This window comes from Microbacterium sp. LjRoot205 (genome assembly GCF_056175745.1).
On the sequence record NZ_JBGFFH010000001.1, the window covers coordinates 64,638 to 89,306 of the forward strand.

Sequence of the window (24,669 nt, forward strand, 5' to 3'; positions counted from 1 at the left end):
GAGTCAGTTTAGCACGGTCCGTTCCGTCACACTCGCACGGCCTCGAGCAGCAGCGCCGCCCCCGGAGCGAGCAACGGCAGCGGCACCCCCACCGATCCGAGCAGCGAACCCGACGCCTCGATGCCGGCCCCCAGCCACGCGGGGTCCGAGACCTGATGGCGCGACACCGATCCGAGCTCCTCGCGCACCCGCAGCCGGTACCGCTCCCCCGCCTGAAGCCCCGGGATCCGAGTGCGCGGCGTGAACCCGTCGACCGAGGTGCCCAGACGCACCCACGCGAACACGCCCCGCGAGCCGTCCCCGGCGACGACGCCGTGCAGCAGCGTCTCGTCGTCGACCTCGTCGCTGCGCACCGTGACGCCCGAGTGCAGCAGCGGCCGCAGCTCGCGATAGAGGGCGGTCCACCGCGACAGCATCTCGCGCTCCTCCGACGTGCACCGGGTGATGTCCCACTCGATGCCGGCGTGCCCGAACAGCGCGGTCGTCATGCGGAACGGCAGGGATGCCGCGCGGTGCGTCGTCTCGGCGATCGGCGGGCCCACGTGCGAGCCGACGAGCTCGGGCGGCACGAGTGTGCCGGTCCAGCGCTGGATCCGCTGCCGTTCGATCGGGTCGTTCGAGTCCGACGCCCACACGCGCTGCGTGCGCTGCAGCACGCCGAGGTCGACGCGGGCGCCACCGCTCGCGCACGACTCGATCTCCACCGACGGATGCCGTTCGCGCAGCGCATCGAGCAGGGCGTAGAACGCGGTGGTCTGCGCGTGCACCGACGCGCGGCCGGTGCGCGGCGACACCGCGGCATGCAGGTCGCGGTTGTGATCCCACTTGATGAAGTCGATGCCGACCTCGGCGACCAGAGCGTCGATGCGCTCGAAGAGGTAGGCGGCGGCATCCGGGTTCGAGAGGTCGAGCACCTTCTGGTGCCGCCAGGTCGCGGAGTCGGGTGACGCCTGAAGCACCCAGTCCGGATGCCGTTCGGCGAGGTCCGACACCGGATTCACCATCTCGGGCTCGAACCAGAGGCCGAACTGCATCCCGAGCCCGTGCACGTGATCGGCGAGGGGGCGCAGTCCGTCGGGCCATTTCGCGTCGTCGATGAACCAGTCGCCGAGCCCCGAGCGGTCGTCGGGGCGCCCGCGGAACCAGCCGTCATCGAGCACGAACCGCTCCACCCCGACCGATGCCGCGGCCTCCGCGAGCTCGACGATCTTCGCCGGGTCGTGGTCGAAGTACACGGCCTCCCAGGTGTTCAGCACGAGGGGGCGCGGCGTGGTCGGGTGCGCGGCGAACGAACGCACCGCCTGGTGCAGTCGGGCAGACACCGAGTCGAGTCCGCTCTCGCCATAGGTGAGGAACACCTGCGGCGACACGTAGGTCTCCCCCGCCCCCAGCCGGATCTCGCCCGGCAGCAGCAGCTCACCTCCGCCGAGCACAGCCCCGTGCACACCTGCGCCCTCGGGCAGCCTCTCGACGCCGACTTCGAGGTCGCCGCTCCACGCGACGTGCGCGGTCCACAGCTCGCCGCGTCGGAAGCCGAACCCGCCGGTGCCGACCGCGGTCAGGTAGGGAGCGTCGTGTCCGCCGCGGCCTCGACGAACCTGTCGCAGATGCGCCCCGTGCCGCAGCTCGCCCCGCTGCGGGTGCCGCTCGCCGGTCCAGCGACCCGTGTGGTCGAGCACCTCGGTCGCATGGGCGGGAATCGGGAGCAGGATGCGGGCCGCGAGCAGATCCAGCGGCTCGACGCCGTCGGCGGTGCTCGTGACCGACACCTGCGCGGTCAGCACGCCCCCGGCATCCAACGCGAGGTCGAGCACGACCGTGACCCCGGCCCCGGCATCCGAGTATTCTGCCCGCACCGACGTCGCCGTCGACTCCCACCCGACAGACCGCAGCAGCGGCGCGCTGTGCAGTCCGCCGCGATGCCACGCGAGTGCCGGTGCGCCCGACCACCCGTCGGCCTCGACGGCGAGCAGCGGGAAGACCCGGGGGGCGTCGAACGAGCTGAACGTCACCGAGCCGGTCGACGACCCGGCGAGCGCCTCGAGGTCGGCGGGATCGAGCGCCGCGCCCCAGTGCAGCAGGCGCGCAGTGGTCGTGTCGATGACGACGCTGACGCCGCCGGAGGTCAGGTGGACGAGTGCGCTCATTGCCGCTCCAGACGGGTCGCAGACGAAACAGGAGGCCCGCCCGTGAGCATACGGGCGGGCCACCGGAGGGTGTTACTCCTTGACGGGGATCGACGCGGCCTTGAGCGCGGCGCCGTCTGACCCTTCTCGATCGCGTCGAGCAGCGTTCCGCTGCCCGAGACCGCGGCCTTGAACCCGTCGGACACGTCCGAGTAGGTCTGGGTCATGGTCGGGCCCCACGCGAAGTCGGGCGAGACCTGGGTGGCGGCGTCGGCGAAGACGTCATAGATCTTCTGGCCGCCGTAGAACTCGACGCCCTCGGCGTAGACCGGAAGGTCGAGTCCTGCGGTGGTGGCCGGGTAGAGGTTGGCCGCTTCGGCGAGCGCGGTCAGCGCCTCATCGGACGTGTTCAGCCACAGCGCGAACTTCGTCGCCTCGTAGAGGTGCTCGCTGCCCTTGAGCACGGCGGTCGAGGATCCACCCCAGTTGCCGGCGGATGAACCGCCCTCCTCCCACTGCGGGAGCGGTGCGACGGCCCAGTTGCCCGCGGTGTCGGGTGCGCCGCTCGAGATCGAGTTGGCGCCCCAGACGGCGGAGTTCCAGGTCCAGACCTGACCGGAGTTGTAGGCGTTGTTCCACTCGTCGGTCCACGCGGGAACCGTCGCGACCAGGTCGTCGTCGAGCATGCTCTGCCAGTAGTCGGCGACCGTGGTGGTGGCGTCGTCTGCGAGCGAGACCGTCCAGCCCTCGTCGTCGCTCGAGAACCACTGCGCGCCGTCCTGCCAGGCGAAGCCGGCGAACTGGTTGATGTCGGACTGCGAGAAGTTGGTGATGTAGCCGCCCAGTTCGCGGATCTTGACCGCGGCCTCGCGATACTCGTCCCACGTGGTGGGGATCTCGATGCCGTTCTGCTCGAACAGGTCGGCGCGGTAGAACAGCCCCATGGGGCCGGTGTCCTGCGGCACGCCGTAGACGCCCTCGGTGCCGAGAGTCACCTGACCCCAGGCCCAGTCGACGAACTGGTCTTCGGAGGCGACGACGTCTTCACAGGCGCTGAGGTCTTCGAGACCGTCCTGCACGAGGAAGTTCGGCAGGGCGTCGTACTCGATCTGGCCGAGGTCAGGAGCGTCGCCCGCCTTGATCTGGTTGAAGAAGTTCTGGTACGTGCCGCCGTTGCCGTTCGGGCCGGTCTGCACGTCGACCTGGATCTCGGGGTTGGCGTCGTTCCAGATCTTCACGACGTCTTCGATGCCGGGGATCCAGGAGGTGAACTCGAGCGTGACGTCGCCGTCGGCCGGGGTGCACGAGGCGGCGTCGCCGCCGGTGCCTGAGCTGTCTCCGCCGGATGCCGAGCAACCGGCGAGCGCGAACGCCGAGATGGCGATGACAGCGGCTGCCTTCATCTTCGAATGCTGCATTTCGATCCTTTCGTGGATGCGATGGGGTGGTGCGGGTGTGTGGTGCGGGTGGTGCGGGTGGTGCGCCGCCCGGTCGGTCCGGGCGGCTGCCTGCTCACTTCAGGGCGCCGGCGCCCAGTCCGTTGCGCCAGAAGCGCTGGAGCAGGAGGAAGGTGACGATCAGCGGGATGACCGACAGCAGAGCGCCGATCAGCACGAGACCGCGGAGTTCTGGCAGCTGATTCAGCTGGTTGTTCCAGTTGTAGAGACCGAAGACCACCGGGAAGAGGTCTTCGGATCGCAGCATGATCATCGGCAGGAAGAAGTTGTTCCAGATGGCCACGAACTGGAACAGGAACATCGTCACCAGTGCCGGGGTCATCAGCCGGATGCTGACGGTGAAGAACGTGCGGATCTCCCCCGCGCCGTCGAGTCGACTCGCTTCGAGCAGCTCGTCCGGCACCGACGAGGCCGCGAATATCCGTGCCAGGTAGACCCCGAACGGACTCACGATCGACGGCAGGAAGACCGACCAGAACGTGTTGGTCAGCTGCGCCTGGCTGAAGATCAGGAACAGGGGCAGCGCGAGCGCGGTGGCGGGCACGAGCACCCCGCCGAGCACGATGTCGAACATCAGGTCGCGGCCCGGGAACCGGTACTTCGCCAGGGCGTAGCCGGCCATGGCGGCGAGCAGGGTCGCGATGGCGCCGCCGAGTGCCGCGTAGAGCACCGAGTTCATCAGCCACCGCAGGTAGACGCCGTCGCGGTAGGCGAACAGCTCCGCGATGTTGTCGAACAGGTGGAAGTCGGCGAACCACAGCGGGGCGGTGGTCAGGATGTCGCCGGTCTCTTTGCTCGACGCGACGAGCAGCCACCACAGCGGCAGCAGGAAGTAGACCGTGAACACGGCCATGATCAGCATGGCGCCGGTGCGCGAGATGCCGGACTCGCGAGCGGCCTTTCCGCGCGGGGCCTTGCCGCGGGTGCCCCGGCCAGGGGCGACGATCGACATGGTGCTCATGCGTTCTGCTCCTTGCGCTGCATGTACTTCATGAACCCGAACGACAGCACGAACGTCGTCACGGCGAGCACGACCGAGAAGGCGGCCGCCAGGTTGGTGTTCGGGATGGATGCCGTGGCGTACACGGTCATGTTCGGGGTGAAGGTGCTGGTCACCGCCGAGCTGAACGAGCGGAAGACCTGGGGCTCGGCGAGCAGCTGCAGCGTGCCGATGATCGAGAAGATCGCGGTCATGACGATCGCCGGGCGCACCAGCGGGATCTTGATCGACCAGGCGATGCGCCACTGGCCTGCGCCGTCGAGGATGGCCGCCTCGTAGAGCTCCTGCGGGATCGAGAGCAGCGCCGAGTAGATGATCAGCATGTTGTAGCCGACGTAGACCCAGGTGACGACGTTCGCGATCGACCACAGCACGAGGTCGGCACCGAGGAAGTCGATGTTCTTGGTGATCGCGGTGAACGGCGACAGGTTGGGCGAGAACAGCGAGCCCCACATGATCGCGGCGATGACGCCGGGCACCGCGTAGGGCACGAAGAACGCGAGACGGAAGAAGCGCTTGCCCCGCACGAGCGGCGAGTCGAGCAGCAGCGCGAACAGCAGGGCGAGGCCGAGCATGACCGGCACCTGCACGACGCCGAACGTCAGCATCCGCCCCATCGAGCTCCAGAACGCCTCGTTCTGGAAGACGAGCACGTACTGGGCGAAGCCGCCGAACACCTGCTCGGCCTTGCCGAAGGTGCCGTCGCGCTCGACGACGAGCAGCGACTGCCAGAAGGCGTAGGCGATCGGCACGACGTAGAACAGCGCGAACAGCACGCCGAAGGGCACGATGAGGAACGCGATCGCGCCCTTGTGCGGAATCCGTCGGCGGCGGCCCGGCGCCCGGGGCGCTGAGGCGACCGCCGGAGCGGTGAGCGTGGTGGTCATACATCCTCCTTGATGATGCGGACGGCCCCCGCCGGCACGAGCCCGGTGGCGGCGGCGTCGGTGACGAGGTCGTGGCCCGAGGTCGCGATCTCGACATCCGTCGATCCGTGGTTGATGACGAACAGGAACGACCCGGCGTCGCCGGTGCGGCGCACGATCTCGACGTCGGGTCCGGCGCCCGGCGTCGGGGCGATGCCGGCGGATGCCGCGAGCCGCGCGATCAGTCGGCGGTAGTCGTCGCGAGCGGGCTGGGTTCCGAGGAACCAGGCCTCGCCCTCGCCTGCCGCGCGGCGTGTGATCGCAGGGCCGCCGGCGGCGGGGCCGTCGACGAACGACGCGACGACCTCGGCACCCGTCGTCTTGAGCCGTTCGCTCCAGATCGTTCCCGTCGTGCCGTCGCTGAGGGTCACGGACTCGTCGGGACGGAGCGGTGCGAACTCCTCCGAGCGGATGCCGAGCAGCTCGCGGAACGCGCCGGGGTAGCCGCCGGTGCGCACCCGATCCTCCTCGTCGACGATGCCGCTGAAGAACGTGATGAGAGCCGTGGCGCCGTTCTCGACCGCGCGGGCGATCGCCGCGGCATCCGCGTCGCTGATGAGGTGCAGCGCGGGCACGACCAGCAGGCGGTACCCGTCGAGGTCTGCGCCCGGACGGACGACATCGGTGGTGACACCGGCATCCGCCAGTGCCGCGTGCGCGGCGTGCACCTGCCCGAGGTATGTGAGCCCCTCGCTCGGGCGGCCCTCGTTCTCGGTCGCCCACCAGCTCTCCCAGGAGAAGAACAGGGCCGCATCGGCGGCGACTCGTGTGCCGGCGACGTCGCCGAGGCGGTCGAGCAGACCGCCGAGCTCGACGACCTCGCGCCACTGGTCGGAGTCCTCGCCCGCGTGGGGCACGAGGGCCGTGTGGTACTTCTCGGCGCCCTGCGTCGAGGCCCGCCACTGGAAGAAGCAGATGCCGTCGGCGCCGCGTGCCACGTGCGCGGCGATGTTGCGCTGCAGCTCACCCGGGGCCTTGGCGAGGTTGTAGGGCTGCCAGTTCACGGCGCCGGTCGAGGTCTCCATCAGCAGCCACGGCGCGCCCTGCGCGAGGCCTCGGGTGAGGTCGGCGGCGAACGAGAGTTCTCCGCGTGCATCGTCGAGGCGGCGGTCGAGATAGTGGTCGTTGGCGATCAGATCCATCTCGCCCGCCCACGTCCAGTAGTCGAGGTTGCGGATGTGCGCGGTGACCATGAAGTTGGTCGTGACCGGCACCTCGCTGTGCTCGCGCAGGATCTCGGCCTCGGCGCGGTAGAGCGCGAGCTGCTCGTCGGAGCTGAACCGCTGGAAGTCGAGGATCTGGCCGGGGTTGCGCAGCGACAGGGCCTGCGCCGGCACGCGCACGTCGTCGAAGTCGGAGTAGCGCTGGCTCCAGAACGTCGTGCCCCAGGCGCGGTTGAGCGCTTCGATGTCGTCGTAGCGGTCGCGCAGCCAGCCGCGGAACGCCTCGGCGCTCGTGTCGCAGTAGCAGAGCGCGTTGTGGCAGCCCAGTTCGTTCGACACATGCCAGAGCGACACGGCGGGGTGGTTCCCGTAGCGCTCGACGACGCGGGTGACGACCTCGGCGGCGTAGTCCCGGAAGAGCGGGGAACTCGGGCAGTAGCCCTGACGACCGCCCTGGTGGAAGACCGTGCCGTCTTCGCCGACCGGGAGGATCTCGGGGTGGCGGGCGGTGAGCCAGGGAGCAGGAGACGCGGTGCCGGTGCCGAGATTGATGCGGATCTCCGCCGCGTGCAGCAGCTCGATGATCTCGTCGAGTGCGCTGAAATCCCAGGCCCCCGGAGCGGGGTTGATCGACGACCAGCCGAAGATGTTGATCGCCACGAGTCCGATGCCGGCCTGCCGCATGAGCCGCACGTCGTCGGGCCAGACGCTGCGATCCCACTGCTCGGGGTTGTAGTCGCATCCGAAGACGAGGCCGCGCCCTGCGGAGAGGGTGGCGATGCGGTCGGACACAGCGGCGGCCATCGGTGACGCTCCTTTGCGGTTCATGTGTGCACGTGCACAGCTCGCGGCATGAGAACAGCGATCGGAATTTCTGTGAACGTGCACACATCGTCGCATGTCGCGGTGAATCCCGTCAAGTCCGGGTCGCTAGGCTGTCGATCATGAGCACTTCCGCCCGTCGTCGCAGCACCGTGCACGACGTGGCGCGCGTGGCCGGGGTCTCGAGAGGAACCGTCAGCCGGGTGATCAACGGCGGCTACGTCTCGGATTCCGCCCGGACCGCGATCGAAGACGCGATCCGCGAGGTCGGGTACGTGCCCAACACCGCCGCGCAGAACCTCGTGCGTCAGCGCACGCAGGCCATCGCGTTCATCGTGCACGAGCCGCATGCGCTGTTCCTCGAAGACCCCAACATCGGCGCGATCATGCTCGGCACGAACGAGACCCTCTCCGAGGCCGATTACCAGATGGTGTGCCTCGTCGTGGACTCGGTGCGCGACACCGAGCGCGTCGCCCGCTACCTCAACGGCGGATTCGTCGACGGAGCCGTCATCGTCTCGGCGCGAGCACAGGACCCGATCACCAAGGCCGTCATGCGACTCGACCTGCCCGTGACCTATGTCGGCCACCCACCCGATGTCGACGCGGCGTGGGTCGGCGTCGACAACCGCGGCGCCGCGCAGGCCGTCACCTCACGCCTCCTGGCGACGGGGCGCACACGGGTCGGCATGATCGCGGCCGCCCTCGACCGGGATTCGGGCACCGACCGCCTCGCGGGCTTCACCGACGCGCTCGGCGACGACTTCGACCCCGACCTCGTCGAAGAGGTGCCGCTGTACTCCTACGCCGACGGAGCCGCGGCGATGACGCGACTGCTCGAGCGGGCGCCGGACATCGACGGGGTCTTCGCCGCGTCGGATGCCGTCGCCGCGGGTGCGATGTGGGCGCTTCGCGAAGCCGGACGCCGGGTGCCAGACGACGTGGGCGTCGTGGGCTTCGACAACAGCAGCTGGGCGACGCGCACCACCCCGCTGCTCTCGACCGTCGATCAGCCCGCCGAAGGGCTGGGGGCCGCGGCCGCGGCATCCGTCCTCGCGCAGCTGCGCGACGATCAGCGCCCGCGGGAGGGCATCATGCTGCCGACGCCCGTCGTCTGGAGAGACTCTGCCTGAGCGCTGGCCTCAGGCGGGGCCGAGAGACTCGGCCTGAGCGCCTCTCCCCCACCGGAACGTCGAGACCGTCGGGTCGCCCGCGATCCAGAAGCGCCAGGGGAACGCCGCGGTGCCGGCCACGCCGGCCACGCCCACTCGCGGGCCGGTCGCCACGTCGGTGATCGGTTCGTCGCGCAGCCACAGCTCGGCGCGAGCACCCTCGAACTCCTCGCCGGTGATCGCGTCGATCCCGTCGTGGATCGGATGCCGCAGCCCCACCGCCTGGCCGAATCGGCCCGGCCCCTTCGCGAGGTCACGCAGCGCCGTCGCCGTCAACGGGGTCGTCGCGCGGCGGCGCACGGCCGCGGCATCCGCTCCGTGCACGACCTCGCCCGCGCGCAGCAGGATTCCGCCGGCCTGGCCCTCGAGCCCCGAGACGACGTTCACGCACGAGTGGATGCCGTGGCTCAGGTAGACGTACAGATGGCCCGGCTCGCCCCACATCGTCGCGTTGCGCGCGGTGCGGCCCATGCGGGCGTGGGAGCCCGGATCGGCCTCCGGACCGGTGCCCTGACCGTGATACGCCTCGACCTCGGTGAGCCGGAGTCGCACCTCGGAGCCCGCAACGACCGTGCGCAGCTCTGCGCCGAGCAGAAGTGGTGCGACCTCGACCGGCAACCCGCTCAGCTCGATGCGGGTCGCTCGGTGCAGGGCATCCGTCGGCATGCGGTCAGAACTGCGGCGCCGTCTGGCACCACGACGCGTCGAAGCCGGTGAGGGCCACGATCTCGTCGCCCGTGCGCAGGTCGAGCAGGTGCGTCTCGAGGTTCTCGGGCAGCGGCAGCAGCATCTGGTCGTAGGGGTTGTCGGCGAGGTCGGGCGCGATCACGACCGCGGCATACTGTCCGCTGGGCGATGCGCAGGCCTGAAGGATCGAGTCGGTCGAGTCCACCTCGACGAGAGGCGTCGCGGCCCCTTCCTCGTCGACCCGGATGACCGCCTGCCCGATGGGCAGCCCGTTCTCATCGCGCGAGACGACGTGGCGCAGCGTGCCGCCGGGGAAGGGCGTGATCGTGATCGCGGAGCCGTAGTCGGGAGTCGACGCCTCGAGCGGCACCTCCGAGCCGTCGGTGAGGTTCAGCTCGACCACCGAACCGTCGAGTCGCTCGACGATCGCCGTGTAGGTTCCTCGCGAGATGCCCTGAATGGTCGTCGCGAGTCCGAGGGACTGGACCCCCGCGTCGGTCGTGCGATCGACCAGCGAGAGCGCACCGTCGAAGTCGATGAAGAGCACGGCGGCGCTGTCGGGCACGAACTGCCAGACGAAGATGTTCGCCTCCTTGTCGCCGACCTCGGTCACCACCGGTTCGTCGTCGCCGCTCAGCGACTGCGTGACGAGCACGCTGGCCCGCCCCTCGGTGTCGCTGAGCTCCTTGTCGGAGTAGCTGTAGCCGACCAGGCCCCCGCGGTCAGAGACCTGGATCGCGCCCACGTATCCGACGCCGGGAAGCTCGAGTTCGCGCGGGTTCTGGCCGTCACGGTCCATCACGAGCAGCTTCGAGCCTTCATCCTCCTCGACCGAGACGACGAGCTGCGAGGAGGTCGCGCGGAAGTCGTTGATCCTGTCGGCGGCGAAGACGGGCTGCGCCTTCTCGCCCGTCAGGTCGGTGCGGAAGATCTGGTCGTCGCCGTCGGCATCTCGACGCAGCAGGAAGATGTTCGACGCCGGAGTCGAGAAGCTCGTCGAGAGCGTCGCGCTGGGGCCGCCTCCGGCGCCCACGGCATCGGCGACCTTCACGGTGTACTCGGTGTCGTCATCGAGCGGCACGGTGAAGCGGATGCCGATGCCACGGCCTGCGGCGTCGAGGGTGAACGGCACCGCGGGGTCGACCGTCACCTGCGACTCGTCGATCGCGGCCAGAGACTGGTTGGCGGTGAGGATGACACGGCTTCCCGAGGCCTCGATCGCCTCGGTCGGATTCACCTGCACCTCGGTGATGCGCGGGCCCTGCGTGAGGCTGACGACGCCGAGTCCGGCACCCACCAGCACGAGGATGGCCATCACGGCGCCGAGCGCCAGCAGGAATCGGCGGTCGCTCGAGGTGGCGGACTTCTCAGGCGCGGGCGCCTTCTCGGGCTTCGGCGCCTTCGGCTGCTTCGCGGGCTTCGGCGCCTTCGGCTGCTTCGCGGGCTTGGGCGCCTTCGCGGGCTTCGGCTGCTTCGCGGGCTTGGGCTTCTCCGGCGCGGGGGGCGCATAGTCGGTCGAGGAGTGCGCCGCGAGCGTGGTCGTCGACTCGGCATCCGGCGGGACGAAGGTCGAGCGCATCGGCCGCTCATCGCCCGTCGAGCGGGCCACGGGTGAGACGGCACGCGGCCCTGTCGCGAGAGGCGTTTCGTCTCGGTCGGCTCCGCCGTCCTCGCTCGACGAACGGGGAGAAACGGCTTCTTCACTGGTCGTTGAGCGAGCCGCAGGCGAGACGAAACGCGGTGTCGACTGGGGAGGCATTTCGTCTCGGTCGGCTCCGCCCTCGCCGTTCGACGCACGGGAGGCAGCTGCCGCCTCGGCCTCGCGCGCGGCACGCAGCTCGGCCCGGGTGCGCGGCACCGCCGGCTCGTCGCGGCGCTCGTCGTCAGTACTCATATGGATCCGAAGGCTCGTCGATCGCGGTGACGGTCGTCGGTTCGACGTGCAGCGAGCCGTCGGCATCCGCCTTGACCGTGCCTTCGACCTCGACCCACTGGCCGGTGTCGAACTCTCCGGCGTCGATCGTCACGGGCAGGGTCGCCGGCTGCGCGTCGATCACGCAGTGCGTGATGACCAGGCGGGTGAGGTTGACGCCGTCGGCATCCGTCGGGGTCACGAATCCGGTCAGTGTGACCGTCTTTCCGTCGTAGGCCGCGGTGTTGGTCGCCGTGGCGAACACGCTCGCCCAGTCGCCGACCCCGAAGGTGGCGGTGTCGGCCACGCCGAGGGTCACGTCGTCGGCCCCGGCGAACAGGGCGGTCTGCTCACCGACCCTCGACATCGCGAGTTCGACCGACAGCGATGCGGGAGGCAGCACGAGCGCGGCGATCACGACGCCAGTGGCCACGACACCGCCGGTCACCGTGCCGGCCAGGGCGAGGGAGCGGCGCGGCGTCGGCGCGGCATCCGCCTCGTGGCTGTCGCCATGGTCGTGGCCGTGGTCGCCCTCTTCGCCGAGCGGCAGCGTGCACGACCAGATCGCGCCCGCGAGCGTCACGACGGCCGCGGCGCAGGCGAACCACACCGATTCGGGGCTGATGTAGAGGTTCAGTCGTCCGGTCAGGCCGAGTCCGAGAGTGACGACCGAGATGACCGTGGCGAGGCCGATGCCCAGCCAGCGGGTGCCGAGTGCCCGGGCGCGCGAAGAAGGCGCGTCAGAGGTGGGTGCGTGATCAGACAAGGACGTTCACCCCGATCCCGATCGCGAAGGCGGCGAACACCACCACGCCGACGATGCCGGCGAGCGTGCGGGTGGTGAATGTCGTGCGCATGAGCGCGAGCATCTTGACGTCGACGAGGGGGCCGACGAGCAGGAACGCGACGAGAGCGCCCGACGAGAAGGTCGAGGCGAACGAGAGTGCGAAGAACGCGTCGACGTTCGAGCAGATCGCGACGGTCATCGCGAGCGCCATCATCGCGAGGATCGACAGCACCGGGTTCGAGCCGATGGCCAGCAGCACCTCGCGCGGGATCAGCACCTGCACGGCCCCGGCGAGCGCCGAGCCGATCACGAGGGCCGGCATGACCGCGCGCAGCTCGACGAGGAACTGCGTGAGGCTGCGGCGAACAGGGGTGCCGTGCTCGTGCGTGACGCGGTCGCAGGTGTCGATGAAGCGCTGCGTGAGCAGGGAGTCGGGCGAGGGGTGCCGGCTGTAGATCCAGCCGATCAGGTTGGCGATCAGGTAGCCGCCGATGAGACGCGCCACCAGGATGCCGTCGTCGAAGCCGAAGGCCGCATGCGTGGTGAGGATGACGATCGGGTTGACGATCGGGGCGGCGATCAGGAAGGTGAGCGCCTCGGCGGGGGCGAGACCCCGCATCATCAGTCCGCGCGCGAACGGCACGTTGCCGCACTCGCACACCGGGATCAGCATGCCGAGCAGCGACAGCACGGCACGACGCGCCCATGCGCGCTTCGGCAGCCAGCGGTGGATCACATCGGCCGGCAGCCACACCTGCACGACGATCGACAGCAGCACGCCGAGGATCACGAACGGCAGAGCCTCGATGAGCACGCTCAGCGCGAGCGTCAGCCCGTCCTGCGCCCTGCTCGGCAGGCTCGCGGTGAAGAGCGTCGGCAGGAACCGGTCGACCAGGAAGAGCGCGGCCACGATCGCCGCGCCGAGGCCCACTCCGATCCACGGCGAGCGCGGCGATCGGGAGGGTCGGTGCGCGTGCACCGTCCGTGGAGCGGCCTGGGTGGTCACGCGTTCGCTGCCTCTTCGGCGTCGCGCTTGTTGGTGCAGGAGGCGCACAGTCCGAAGATGTCGACGACGTGTGCGGCATCCGTGAAGCCGTGCAGAGCCGCGGTGCGGTGCGCCCACTGCTCGACGTCGGTCGCTTCGATCTCGACCGTGAGTCCGCAGTTGCGGCAGATCAGGTGGTGGTGGTGACCCTGGGTCGTGCAGGCGCGGTAGAGCGCCTCACCCTCGGGGCTCTGCAGCGAGTCGGCGTCGCCCGCGGCGGCGAGCCCGGCCAGCGCGCGATACACCGTGGCGAGGCCGATGCCGGTGTTGTCGTCGCGCAGCGAGGCATGCAGGTTCTGCGCGCTGACGAACCCTCGCGCATCGGCGAGGGCTTCGCGCACGCGATCGCGCTGCCAGGTGTTCCGCTGAGCCATACCCACGATTCTAGGCGCGCCGCCCTTGCCGGGCCCTGGGAACGTCAGGCCCGCACTCGTCGCACGCCGCCGCGGGCGCGCTGGATGATCCAGCACACGACGTAGATCGTGAACGACAGGGTCGTGATGTACGGGCTGACCGGCAGAGTGCCCGCGAGAGCCAGCAGGATGCCGCCGACGGCCGACACGAAGCCGAACAGTGCAGCGAGCAGCGGCACGGCGACGGGTCCGGCCGAGACGCGCATCGCGGCGGCCGCGGGAGTCACGAGCAGCGCCATCACGAGCAGGGCGCCGATGATGTGCACGCTGACCGCGACGATCAGGCCGAGCAGCACCATGAACAGCAGGCTGACGGCCCGCGTGGGCACACCGCGGGCGGCCGCGGACTCGGGGTCGAGCGAGTCGAAGCGCAGCGGGTTCCACATGAGCAGCAGGCCGAGCAGCACCACGATGCTGATGCCGAGCAGCCAGCCGAGGTCGGGGCTCGAGACCGAGACGATCTGCCCGGTGAGCAGACTGAACCGGTTGGCGCTGCGCCCGTCGTAGAGAGACAGGAACAGGATGCCGAGGCCGAGGCCGAACGGCATCAGCACTCCGACGATCGAGTTGCGGTCGCGGGCCTTGGCGCCGAGGATGCCGATCAGGATCGCCGCGACCAGGGCGCCGCCGAGCGACCCGACGACCACGCTGCCGCCGAACAGCAGCGCCGCGGCGGCCCCGGCGAACGACAGCTCGCTCACTCCGTGCACCGCGAACGCGAGGTCGCGCTGCATCACGAAGACGCCGATGAGTCCTCCGACGATGCCGAGCACCGCTCCCGCGATGATCGAGTTCGCGAGCAGGGCGACGAGCTCGCCGTAGTCCTGGAACGAGAAGACGTCGCTCCAGTCGACCGCGGGGACGATGCCGGTGATGACGTTCATGCGGCACTTCCGTGGTCGTGATCGTGCGCGTGCTCATGGTGGGGCTCGGCATCCGGCACTCCGACGACGACCAGCCGGTCGCCCGCTCGCAGCACGAACACCGGGGTGCCGTAGAGCTCGGTGAGCACCCGCGTCTGCAGCACCTCTTCGGGGGTGCCGAGCACGAAGCGGCCACCCGCGATATAGAGGATGCGGTCGACGCGGCCGAGGATCGGGTTGATGTCGTGGGTCACGAACAGCACGGCGGCGCGGCGATCGCGACGCTGGCGGTCGATGATGTCGGTGATGGCGACCTGATTCGCGAGGTCGAGGTTCGACAGCGGCTCGTCGCACAGCAGCAGGGTCGGCTCGTCGGCGAGCGCCTGGCCGACGCGCAGCCGCTGCTGCTCACCGCCCGACAGCAGCCCGACACGGCGATCGGCATAGTGCGCGGCTCCGACCGAGGTCAGCAGCTGATCGACCTTGGCCCGGTCGCCGCGGTGCGGGATCGGGAATCCGAAGCGGCTGCCCTGCACGCCGAGCGCGACGAGGTCGCGGGCCCGCATGCTCGTGTCCGGGGCGAGTGAGCGCTGCTGCGGGATGTATCCGATGCGCGGATTCCCTTTGCGCACGGGTTCGCCCGCGAACGTGATCTCGCCGGCCGACAGCGGCTGCAGGCCCAGGATGCTGCGCAGCAGCGTGGTCTTGCCCGAACCAGACGGACCGAGCACGGCGATGAACTCGCCGGGCTCGACCGTGAGGTCCAGTCCCGACCACAGCTCGCGGTCACCGCGCTGGAGCGCGGCTCCCCGCACTTCGAGCACCGGGTTCGACTTCTCGGCTCCCGCCCGCGCGTCGGCGGCGGCGCTCACGACTGCAGCGCGTCGGCGAGGCTCTGGATCGCGTCACTCATCCACTCAGAGTACGACGATCCTTCGGGCAGCAGCTCCGTGAAGGCGACGACAGGGATGCCGGCCGCGGTTGCGGCATCCTCGACGCGCTGCGTCTCGGCTCCACCGGTCTGCGCGTTCGTGAGCACGGCCGCCACATCGCCGCCGTCGACGACGTTGAGGGTGTCGAGCAGCGTCGCAGGGGCGACATCGCTGCCCTCCTCGACGGCCTCGGCGAACCCCTCGGGCGTGACGTCGGTGAGTCCGGCGGCGGTGGCGATGTAGCCGGGCAGCGGCTCGGTGATGATCACGTTCGCACCGGCGGCATCCGTCTTCAGCGTCTCGAGGTCGGCCTCGAAGCCCTCGAGGTCGGCGACGATCTCTTCGGCGTTGGCGGTGAACTCCGCCTCGCCGTCCGGATCGATGGTGGCGAGCTCGTCGGCGATGGCCTCGACGACGTGGATCATCGTGTGCGGGTCGAACCAGACGTGCTCGTTGAAGCCCTCGATGTGGTTGTGACCCTCGTGGCCCTCTTCACCTTCGGCGTGATCGTGGTCGTGGTCGTGGTCTTCCTCGCTCGTGCCCTCCTCGTCGGAGTGGCCTTCGTTGCCGGGGAAGTCGTGTGAGAACTCGACGGCGCTGACCACGTGCACGTCCTGCGCATCCTGCAGCAGCGTGTCGATGAAGCCGTCGTAGCCGCCGCCGTTCTCGATCACGAGGTCGGCCTTCTGCACGGTGAGCCGGTCGCGGGCCGATGCCTCGTACGAGTGCGGATCCTGCGTGGCCGAGGTGATGATCGAGGTCACATCGACGCGGTCGCCGCCGATCTGCGCGGCGAGCGAGCCGTAGACGTTGGTGCTCGCAGCGATCGTGACGGTGTCGCCGGCACCCTCTCCCGCTGCGGGAGTGGTGGAGCATCCGGCCAGCGAGAGCGCGGCGACGGATGCGAGGGCGAGGGCGACGAACGGCTTCTTCATGCTCTCACTCTAAACGCTAATGAGAACCATTATCAAATCGGCCGTTCGCCGCCCTGATGTCGGGTTGGCTCGCCACCGCGCCGTCTGCAGGACCGCAGCTCGGATGCAGGACGAGAAGCCGTGTTCTCGTCCTGCATCCGTGCTCTCGTCCTGCAGACGACTCAGTGGAACCTGGTCAGCCGATGAGGCCGGGCGCGATCCAGACGGTGGAGTCGCCGGGCAGGGCGCCGTCGACGACCGAGCCGAGCACGACGTCTGCGGCATCCGCCCCGAGGTCGAACGGCTCCGAGCCGAAGTTGGTGACGATCTGCCAGCCGTTCGGGCGAGCGAAGCGCAGCACGTCGGCGCGCCCGGTCTCGATCCACTCGAGGCTCTCCTCCGTCTGCAGCTCATGGCGCAGGCGCAGCGCCTCGCGGTACAGCGCGAGTGTCGACGAGGGGTCGGCCGCCTCGACATCGACCGCGGACTCGGCGAACCAGGCGGGCTGCGGCAGGTGCGCGTCGCCGGAGCCGAATCCGAACGAGGGACCGGATGCCGTCCACGGCAGCGGCACGCGGCATCCGTCCCTTCCCAGGCCGTCGAAGACGGCCCCACGGAAGAACGCCGGGTCCTGACGCTGCTCGGGCGCGACATCGGCGACCTCGTGCAGCCCCAGCTCCTCGCCCTGATAGAGATAGGTGCTGCCGGGAAGGCCGAGCAGCAGCAGTGTCGCGGCGTGTGCCCTGCGCAGGCCGCGCTCGCGGTCGAGCTGGTCCTCCGGGCCCCCGGCGGAGACCCACTCGACACCCTGCTTCACTCCGGTGCGTCCCCCGAGCTGCGGCAGTCCGTAGCGCGTCGCGTGACGTGTGACGTCGTGGTTCGACAGCACCCACGTCGTCGATGAGCCCGTCGCCTGCGACTGCGCCAGGTTGTCGGCGATGATGGTGCGGAACTGCGTCGCGTCGAAGTCGGCGACGAGCAGATCGAAGTTGAACGCCTGGCCCAGCCCCTCAGCCGAGGCGTACTTCGCCCGACGCTCGGGCGTGCTCACCCAGGCCTCGGCGACAGCCGTGCGGGGAGGGTCGTACTCGTTGAAGACCCGACGCCATTCGGCGTACACCTCGTGCACGTCGTCACGGTCGTGCAGCGGGTGGTTGCCGTCGTGCGGAAGCAGTTCGAGCTCGGCGGTGCTCGGCAGGGGCTCGGTCAGGTCCTTGGTGAGCATGTGCGCCACGTCGATGCGGAAGCCGTCGACTCCGCGGTCCGACCAGAAACGCAGGGTCTTCAGGAAGTCCTCGCGCACCTCGGGGTGGTCCCAGTTGAGGTCGGGCTGCTCGGGAGCGAAGCTGTGCAGGAACCACTGCCCGTCCGCTACGCGCTCCCATGCAGATCCGCCGAACGCGGCGGTCCAGTCGGTCGGCGGCTCGGAGCCGTCGGGACCGCTGCCCTCGCGGAAGATGTACCGCTCACGGGCGGCCGAACCGCGGCCGGCGGCGAGCGCCTCCTGGAACCACTCGTGCAGGTCGGACGAGTGGTTCGGCACGATGTCGACGACCACGCGGATGTCGCGCTCGTGCAGCGCGGCGACCATCTCGTCGAAGTCCTCGAGCGTGCCCAGACGCGGATCGACGTTGCGGTAGTCGGCCACGTCGTATCCGCCGTCGGCCAGCGCCGACGGGTAGAACGGGCTCAGCCACACCGCGTCGATGCCCAGGTCGCGCAGATAGTCGGCGCGCGAGACGATGCCCGGGATGTCGCCGAGTCCGTCTCCGTTGGCATCGGCGAAGCTGCGGGGGTAGATCTGGTAGACGGCGGCCTGTCGCCACCATGCTGCCGTCTTGTCGTCGCGGGTCTCGGTGAGAAGCGCATCGGTCATGAGGGGTCTTGCTCCTTCGTGTTGCGGTCTGGGATGCGCGCGGACCGACGCCCGTCGGCCCGCGCGATGGCGATGGCGTCAGCCCTTGACGGCGCCCTGTGTGACGCCTTCCATGACGAAGCGCTGAGTGAACAGGTACGCCAGGATCGCCGGGGCCATCGCCATCAGGTATGAGGCGAACGACACGTTGTAGTTGTTGCTGAACTGGGTCTGGAAGAGGTTCTGCCGCACCGGGAGGGTCTGCATGGCCGGGTCCGAGATGATCAGCGACGGCATCATGAAGTCGTTCCACGCGTAGAGGAAGGCGAAGATGCCGACCGTGGCGCTCATCGGCGCGAGCAGCGGGAAGATCAGCTGCCAGAACGTCTGCCATGTGCTGGCGCCGTCGATGCGCGCGCTCTCCTCGAGTTCGATCGGGATCGAGCGCAGGAACGCGGTGAACAACAGCACGCTGAAGCTCAGCTGGAACATCGTCGCGAGGATGATGACCCCGAACGGGTTGTCGAGACCGACCCAGCCGGTCAGCTGGATCTGCGGCAGCGCCACGACCGGGAACGGGATGAACATCGCGGCCAGCAGGTAGAAGAACGAGTAGCGGAACAGGCGGTGGTCCCAGTTGCGGACGATCGCATACGACGCGAACGCGGCCAGCACGATGGTCGCGATGACGGTGCCTGCCGTGACGAGCAACGAGATGCCCGCCCCGACGGGGAACTTCGTCAGGTTCCACGCCTCGACGAAGCCGTCGATGCTGAACGGAGCCGGCAGAGAGAAGGCGTTGCCGTCGACCGCCTGGCCCGTGGTCTTGAACGCCATGGACATCGTCACGTACAGCGGAAGCAGCACCGTGACGGCGCACAGGATCAGGATGATCGTGCCCGACCAGTTGACGCGCTCCATGCGGACCCTCGGCTTCTTGCCCGAGGCGGGGATGGTGGTGAGTGTCTGCGTCGACATCAGAGTGCGTTCCTTCCGCGGGTCAGCGAGAGCTGCAGCAGGGAGATGAGCACGGCGACGATGAAGAAGATCGTCGCGTTGGCCATCTGGTAGGCGTAGTCGCCGCCGTTGAAGCCCGCGATGATGGTCATCGCGACGCTGCGAGTGGCGGTGCCGGGACCGCCGTTGGTGAGGCCGACGATGATGTCGTAGGCGTTGAGGAAGCCCTTGAACCCGAGGATCACGTTGATCACCACGTATCCGGCGACGAGCGGCAGCGTGATGCGGAACAGCTGCTGCCTCTTGTTCGCCCCGTCGATGCTCGCCGCTTCGTAGACCTCGCTCGGCACTGAGAGCAGACCTGCGATGTAGATCAGCAGCGTGCCGGGAACCGCCTGCCACGCGGTCACGATCACGATCGCGACCCAGGCGAGATCGGGGTTGGCGAGGAGGCTGGTCGACAGCCACGGGATGCCGGTGGCGGCGCCCGCGGCCGGGATGGAGTTCGAGAAGAGGAAGTTGAAGACGTAGGCGATGATGATGCCCGAGATCACCATCGGGATCACGAAGATCGTGCGCAGCCCCGTCTTGAAGCGGATGCGGGAGGTCAGCCCGACCGCGAGCAGGAACGCGATCACGTTGACGACGATCACCGTGGCGATCGAGAAGCCGAACGTGAACAGGTAGCTCTGCAGGATGGCCGGATCGCTGAACATCGCGATGTAGTTCGTCAGACCGCTGAAGCTCCACTCCCCGATGCCGATCGAGTCGGTGAAGCTGAAGAAGATGCCCATGACCGCGGGCACGGTGATCGCCAGGGTGAAGATCACGAGGGTCGGAAGCAGGAACAGGTAGTAGATCGGCTCGACCCGCCCCTTGCGACGACGGAGCTTGCGGCCCTGTCCCGTGACGATCGAGGTCGTGTCGGTGGTCGGGCTGTTCGGCCGCGTCACATTCGCGGCTGCGGTGGTGCTCACGGTGCGGACTCCTCTGTCTCGCCGGCTGCCGCATCATCGGTCTTGGGGATCGGTGCGCGGAAGGCGATGCGAGCCCAGTCCGCGTCCATCGTGCGCAACATCGAAGTGGTCGAGGCACCGAGCACCATCGCCTGCGCGTAGTTCATCACCGGGATCGTCTTCGGCACGAGCACTGAGGGGCCCTGGTAGATCTGCCCGTTTTCGTAGTACTCGATCATCCCCTCGATCCGGGGATCATCCGGAGCCGGTGCACCCTTCGTCGGGGTGAAGCCGAGCTGCGATGCGTTGTACGCCTCGATGTTCTCGGGCAGATAGAGGTACTCGAGGAACTCGCGTGCCGCCTCCTGGTGGTTCGATCCCTCGGGGATCATCGCGCCGAGGTCCATGTTCACGCGCACACCGAGGTCGGCCGGATCATCGGTCATCGGCAGCGGGAACGTGCCGAGCTCGAGGTCGGGCGCGGTCTTCGCGATCTCGCTGAACGCCCAGGGGCCCTGCATGTACATCGCAGCCTCGCCCTTGCTGAACGCGAGGTTGCCGTCGCCGTATCCCCGGCTCTCGGCATCCTCGTTCGTGTAGTCGTTCGCGAGCTGCATCATCTGATCCATGGGTTCGGCGAAGTCCTTCTCGAACGAGACGGGCGAGTCGGGGCCGACGGCGGCACCCTCGTCGGCCATCGCGTCGAAGAACTCGATCGTGTCCACCGATCCTCCGATCGAGTAGTCGTACCACCCCTGGCCCACGGTCCAGTCATCCTTGAACGTCGCGTAGAACGGGTCGATCCCTGCGTCCTTCAGCTGGTCGCAGACCGCGATCAGCTCGTCCCAGGTCTGCGGGACCTCGAGCCCCTGGGCGTCGAAGATCTCCTTGTTGTAGATGACCGATGCCGCCATCACCGAGTACGGCAAGGCGCTGGTGCGGCCCTCGCACGACCCGTACTGGTCCATGAGCGGCTGCAGATCGTCGCGGACGGATGCGGCGGCGTCGGTGTCGGAGAGATCGGTCAGGGTGCACCGCTGCACGAACCGCGCGATCTCGTAGTTGTAGTTGCCGAGGATGAGGTCGGGCGGATTGCCCCGCACGAAGCTGGCCGAGATCACGTCCGGCCCCGAGGTGTCGATCTCGACCCGCACGTCGCTCTGCGACGAGTTGAACTGGGCGACGAGGTCGGTCATGAAGCCGATCGCCTCACGCTTGTTGAACGTGAAGCGGATGGTCTCGGTGCCGCCGCCGGGTGCGCAGGCGGTGAGGGCGGAGCCGACGAGCGCCAGCGCCATGGCAGCACCGGCCACTCGTGCGACGGAGGGGGATTTCACAGACACCGTTGTCCTTTCGTCCTGTAGATCCGCAGACTAAATCTAGTGAGCGAATTTACTTCGATGAACGGTACTGTCTCATGTGGACGAGAGTGAGGTCAAGGCCCGTGACAGAAGTCTCCGCAGGTCTGGGCACCGGGCGCGCCAGCGTCGGCGCCGTGCTCGACTTCGCCTGGGCGGCGGGCGAGTTCACCGCCACCGACGTCATGGCCTCGACGTCTCTGACGCGCTCGACGGCCATCGACGCGATCGACACCCTCGTCAGCGCGGCCGTGCTCCGTGAGCTTCCGAACGCGAGGGCCGCAGGCAGCTACCGCGCAGGGCGCCCCGCGCGACGCTTCGTGCTGGCATCCGATCTCGGTGTCGTGCTCGGCGTGGATGCCGGTGACAACCATGTCGCCGTCACCGTCTCCGATCTGCTCAACCGCACACTCGTGCACCACCGCACGGACATCGACTCGACCGAATCGGCGGCGGCGCGGCGCGCGACGGTGCTCGGCCAGATGGAGCAGGCCCTCACCGAGGCGGGTGTCTCGAAGGATGACATCCTCGCGATCTGCGTCGGCGTCGCCGCTCCCGTGAATCGCGCAGGGGTCTCTCCCCCGCATCCCGACGGCTTCTGGGAGCGCACGAACCCGGGCCTCGCCGACGCACTGGCCGACTGGGCGCCGGCCGTCGAGATCAAGAACGACGCTCAGCTCGCCGCGATCGCCGAGGGCTCGGTCGGGGCCGCAGTGGGATGCCGGGACTACGTCGCGCTGCTCGCCGGCGAGCGCTTCGGCGGGGGCGTCGTCGTCGACGGCCACGTGCTGCACGGCGCGCACGGCGGCGTCGGCGAAGGCATCGTGTTCGACCACATCGTGGGCGTGGGGTCGGCCTTCGGTCTGAGCTACGCCCTGCAGGACGAGGTGCGTGCCGCCGTCGCGAGTGGCGAGGTCGACGCGAGCTCGCCGATCGGACGCCTCGCCGACGACGACCGCGTGGATCCGCGCGTCGTGCTGACAGCCGCCGCGTCGGGTGATGCCGATGCGCTGCTCGCGACCTCGCGCGTCGGCGCCACCCTCGCTCGGGTGGTCGGCGTTCTGGGAAGCATGTACGACCCGACGCGCGTGATCGTCTGCGGCGCAGTCGCCGAGAGCGTCGCTCCCGTGATCGCCGCCGCGCGCGAGGTCGTGCCGACCGAACTGCACCTGCCGGCGCCCGAGATCCTCGCCTCGACGCTCGGCGCCGAGGTCGTCTCGATCGGGGCCGTCACCACCGCCCGCATGGCCGCCCGCGAGGTGGCCGTGCCGCTGCTGGCGGAGCGGCGACTCAGCGCGGTCGGCTGAGCGCAGTGCAGGAACCAGAGCCTCGGCACTCCCCCTCGTCGATCGAGCTGCTCCTCGACCCGGATGCGGAGACTGCCGTCCGTTGCGAGTGGGATGCCCTCGCCGCACGAGGGCTCTCGAGCCTCGCGGGGCACACATCCGCGAGCAACCGCCCTCACGTCACGCTGGTCGCACGCATCGGCCTGTCGAAAGTGGACCTGGGGTGTCTGGCAGACATCGCATCGTTCCCCCTGACACTGGGGGCGCCCCTACTCTTCGGCAGCGGCGAGCGTCGCGTGCTGGCCCGGAGCATCGTTCCCAGTGCGGAACTGCTGGACCTCCGCGAGAGTATCCTCGCCGCCGTCGGGCCTGGAGATGATGCCCCGCACACCGCGCCGGGCGAGTGGATGCCGCATGTCGCGCTCGCCCGCAGATTGCGGGTCCCGGGCCTCGCGGCGGCGCTCGACCTGATCGGCGGCGACATCCACGGTCACGCACATGCGGTGCGGCGCTGGGACCCCGACGTCGCCGCCGTCACGACCCTCGCGGAGCTACGGCTCTAGCGGGCACGCGTTCCGAGAACGGAAGCGGTCTAGCAGCCGCCGACATGTCGGGGCGCGAGGCACCGGCATCCGCGGGAATGCTCCTGGTCTCCCCTGCGCGGACGCCGGAGGACCTCACTCGACGAGGAGCGCGGGCTCCTCGAGAACCGATGCCACGTCGGCGATGAAGCGGCTCATGCCGTCGCCGTCGATCACGCGGTGGTCGAACGATCCGGCGACCGTGGTGACCCAGCGGGGGCGCACCTCGCCGTCGACGACCCACGGCTTCTGGCTGATCGTGCCCATCGCCACGATGCCCGCCTCGCCGGGGTTGATGATCGGCGTGCCGGCATCCATCCCGAAGACACCGATGTTGGTGATCGTGATCGTGCCGCCCTGCTGGTCGGCCGGGCTCGTCTTGCCCTCGCGGGCGGTGAGCGTGAGCCGGTTCAGCGCGCGGGCGAGGTCCTTCATGCTGAGATCCTGCGCGTCCTTGATGTTCGGCACGAGCAGACCGCGAGGCGTGGCCGCGGCGATGCCGAGGTTCACGTAGTGGCGCACGGCGATCTCGGCGCCGCCCTCGGTCTCGATCCAGGCGGCGTTGACCATCGGCGTGCGACGCGCAGCCCAGATCACGGCACGGGCCATGATCAGCAGCGGGGAGACGCGGATGTCGGCGTAGTCGGGCGACGCCTTGAGACGCTTGACGAGTTCCATCGTGCGGCTCGCGTCGATCTCCTTCCACACCGTCACGTGCGGGGCGGAGTACGCGCTCTGCACCATCGCCGACGAGGTCGCCTTGCGCACTCCCTTGACCGGGATCGACTCGGTGCGATCGTCGCTCCGGCCGGAGGCGGATGCCGGGGCCGGCGACAGCCCGCGGGCGAGACCCGACGGGGTGCTCTGCGGCGCGGGCACGGTCTCTTCGCGCACGGCACCCCACTCGGGCGTCTCGATGTTGCGGAAGACGCTGGCCTGCTGTGCGTGGGTCATCACGTCGTCGCGGGTGACCTCGCCGTCGGCGCCGGTGGGCGTGACGGTCGTGAGGTCGACGCCCAGGTCGCGAGCGAGCTTGCGGATCGGCGGCTTCGCGATCACACCGACCGACGAGCGAACGGGGCGCTCGGCCGGTCGCTTGCGACGCGAGGTCGCACCGCCGCCCGTGCCGTAGCCGACGAGCACCGAGCCGCCACCCTCTTCGGGCGCGGGAGCCTCCGCCGTGGCGATCACGCCCGGACCGGCATCGTCACGGGCATCCGTCACGAAGGTGATGATCGGGGATCCGACCTCGACCGTCGCGCCCTCGGCGGCGAGCAGCTCGCCCACGACGCCGGCGTGCGGCGAGGGCAGCTCGACGAGCGACTTGGCCGTCTCGATCTCGCAGATCACGTCGTTGATGGCGACGGTGTCACCGGGCGCGACCTTCCACGCCACGATCTCGGCCTCGGTCAGGCCCTCGCCCACATCGGGGAGGTTGAAGTTCTGCGTGCTCATGT

Annotated in this window: 20 protein-coding genes and 1 pseudogene; 3 read left to right on the forward strand and 18 right to left on the reverse strand. The window is 69.2% G+C overall.

What is annotated here, in order from left to right; translation table 11 throughout:
- Window positions 1–26: 26 nt before the first annotated feature.
- From AC04ME_RS00375 to AC04ME_RS00395, 5 genes and pseudogenes are all read right to left on the reverse strand, one after another.
- Window positions 27–2,147 carry an alpha-galactosidase gene (locus tag AC04ME_RS00375; RefSeq protein WP_475433016.1) on the reverse strand — a complete coding sequence of 707 codons (2,121 nt, stop codon included), beginning with the start codon at window positions 2,145–2,147 and terminating at the stop codon, window positions 27–29.
- A gap of 72 nt (window positions 2,148–2,219) precedes the next feature.
- Window positions 2,220–3,544: pseudogene (locus tag AC04ME_RS00380) on the reverse strand (ABC transporter substrate-binding protein).
- 94 nt (window positions 3,545–3,638) lie between these two features.
- Window positions 3,639–4,544, reverse strand: coding sequence for a carbohydrate ABC transporter permease (locus tag AC04ME_RS00385; RefSeq protein ID WP_194285975.1), 906 nt, complete (start codon window positions 4,542–4,544; stop codon window positions 3,639–3,641).
- Window positions 4,541–5,470, reverse strand: a complete 930-nt coding sequence (locus tag AC04ME_RS00390; RefSeq protein WP_042540527.1) for a carbohydrate ABC transporter permease — start codon at window positions 5,468–5,470, stop codon at window positions 4,541–4,543. The genes AC04ME_RS00385 and AC04ME_RS00390 overlap by 4 nt, the downstream gene beginning before the upstream one ends.
- Entirely contained in the window at window positions 5,467–7,476 is a 2,010-nt protein-coding gene (locus AC04ME_RS00395; protein ID WP_475433018.1) for a beta-galactosidase, read from the reverse strand. Before AC04ME_RS00395 ends, AC04ME_RS00390 begins: the two co-directional genes overlap by 4 nt.
- 140 nt (window positions 7,477–7,616) lie before the next feature.
- Between AC04ME_RS00395 and AC04ME_RS00400 the strand changes: the two genes are divergently transcribed.
- A complete protein-coding gene (locus tag AC04ME_RS00400; RefSeq protein WP_042540523.1) occupies window positions 7,617–8,627 on the forward strand; it encodes a LacI family DNA-binding transcriptional regulator in 1,011 nt (336 codons plus the stop codon).
- Window positions 8,628–8,636: 9 nt separating this feature from the next.
- Here AC04ME_RS00400 and AC04ME_RS00405 read toward each other — a convergent pair whose 3' ends face one another.
- The 12 genes from AC04ME_RS00405 to AC04ME_RS00460 all read right to left on the reverse strand — a co-directional run bounded on the left by AC04ME_RS00405 (window position 8,637) and on the right by AC04ME_RS00460 (window position 21,330).
- Window positions 8,637–9,332 carry a DNA-3-methyladenine glycosylase gene (locus AC04ME_RS00405; protein WP_079113780.1) on the reverse strand — a complete coding sequence of 232 codons (696 nt, stop codon included), beginning with the start codon at window positions 9,330–9,332 and terminating at the stop codon, window positions 8,637–8,639.
- Between the two features lie 4 nt (window positions 9,333–9,336).
- Complete coding sequence (locus tag AC04ME_RS00410; protein WP_475433020.1) at window positions 9,337–11,247, reverse strand: Ig-like domain-containing domain; 1,911 nt, start codon at window positions 11,245–11,247, stop codon at window positions 9,337–9,339.
- Window positions 11,237–12,031, reverse strand: a complete 795-nt coding sequence (locus AC04ME_RS00415) for a TIGR03943 family putative permease subunit (protein WP_475433022.1) — start codon at window positions 12,029–12,031, stop codon at window positions 11,237–11,239. The genes AC04ME_RS00410 and AC04ME_RS00415 overlap by 11 nt, the downstream gene beginning before the upstream one ends.
- Window positions 12,024–13,031 carry a permease gene (locus AC04ME_RS00420; protein ID WP_042540554.1) on the reverse strand — a complete coding sequence of 336 codons (1,008 nt, stop codon included), beginning with the start codon at window positions 13,029–13,031 and terminating at the stop codon, window positions 12,024–12,026. The genes AC04ME_RS00415 and AC04ME_RS00420 overlap by 8 nt, the downstream gene beginning before the upstream one ends.
- Window positions 13,032–13,054: 23 nt before the next feature.
- Complete coding sequence (locus tag AC04ME_RS00425; protein ID WP_042540517.1) at window positions 13,055–13,471, reverse strand: Fur family transcriptional regulator; 417 nt, start codon at window positions 13,469–13,471, stop codon at window positions 13,055–13,057.
- Between the two features lie 44 nt (window positions 13,472–13,515).
- The gene (locus tag AC04ME_RS00430) at window positions 13,516–14,394 is read right to left on the reverse strand and encodes a metal ABC transporter permease (protein ID WP_197066007.1); all 879 of its coding nucleotides are present in this window, start codon (window positions 14,392–14,394) and stop codon (window positions 13,516–13,518) included.
- On the reverse strand, window positions 14,391–15,245 hold the full coding sequence (locus tag AC04ME_RS00435; protein WP_475433023.1) for a metal ABC transporter ATP-binding protein: 855 nt from the start codon (window positions 15,243–15,245) through the stop codon (window positions 14,391–14,393). The genes AC04ME_RS00430 and AC04ME_RS00435 overlap by 4 nt, the downstream gene beginning before the upstream one ends.
- Entirely contained in the window at window positions 15,242–16,240 is a 999-nt protein-coding gene (locus tag AC04ME_RS00440) for a metal ABC transporter solute-binding protein, Zn/Mn family (RefSeq protein ID WP_475433024.1), read from the reverse strand. Before AC04ME_RS00440 ends, AC04ME_RS00435 begins: the two co-directional genes overlap by 4 nt.
- A gap of 175 nt (window positions 16,241–16,415) precedes the next feature.
- The gene (locus AC04ME_RS00445) at window positions 16,416–18,095 is read right to left on the reverse strand and encodes a glycoside hydrolase family 13 protein (protein WP_475433025.1); all 1,680 of its coding nucleotides are present in this window, start codon (window positions 18,093–18,095) and stop codon (window positions 16,416–16,418) included.
- A gap of 78 nt (window positions 18,096–18,173) precedes the next feature.
- Window positions 18,174–19,052: a carbohydrate ABC transporter permease gene (locus AC04ME_RS00450; protein ID WP_042540511.1), complete on the reverse strand. Its 879-nt coding sequence runs from the start codon at window positions 19,050–19,052 to the stop codon at window positions 18,174–18,176.
- Complete coding sequence (locus AC04ME_RS00455) at window positions 19,052–19,945, reverse strand: carbohydrate ABC transporter permease (protein WP_156145907.1); 894 nt, start codon at window positions 19,943–19,945, stop codon at window positions 19,052–19,054. Before AC04ME_RS00455 ends, AC04ME_RS00450 begins: the two co-directional genes overlap by 1 nt.
- A gap of 59 nt (window positions 19,946–20,004) precedes the next feature.
- The gene (locus tag AC04ME_RS00460; RefSeq protein ID WP_376708815.1) at window positions 20,005–21,330 is read right to left on the reverse strand and encodes an ABC transporter substrate-binding protein; all 1,326 of its coding nucleotides are present in this window, start codon (window positions 21,328–21,330) and stop codon (window positions 20,005–20,007) included.
- Window positions 21,331–21,431: 101 nt separating this feature from the next.
- Here AC04ME_RS00460 and AC04ME_RS00465 point away from each other — a divergent pair, with 101 nt between their 5' ends.
- On the forward strand, window positions 21,432–22,652 hold the full coding sequence (locus AC04ME_RS00465; RefSeq protein WP_475433026.1) for an ROK family protein: 1,221 nt from the start codon (window positions 21,432–21,434) through the stop codon (window positions 22,650–22,652).
- 5 nt (window positions 22,653–22,657) lie between these two features.
- Window positions 22,658–23,194 carry a 2'-5' RNA ligase family protein gene (locus AC04ME_RS00470; RefSeq protein WP_475433027.1) on the forward strand — a complete coding sequence of 179 codons (537 nt, stop codon included), beginning with the start codon at window positions 22,658–22,660 and terminating at the stop codon, window positions 23,192–23,194.
- A 114-nt stretch (window positions 23,195–23,308) separates the two neighbouring features.
- Here the strand turns inward: AC04ME_RS00470 and AC04ME_RS00475 are convergent, their stop codons facing one another.
- Window positions 23,309–24,667, reverse strand: a complete 1,359-nt coding sequence (locus tag AC04ME_RS00475) for a dihydrolipoamide acetyltransferase family protein (protein WP_042540499.1) — start codon at window positions 24,665–24,667, stop codon at window positions 23,309–23,311.
- Window positions 24,668–24,669 lie beyond the last annotated feature (2 nt).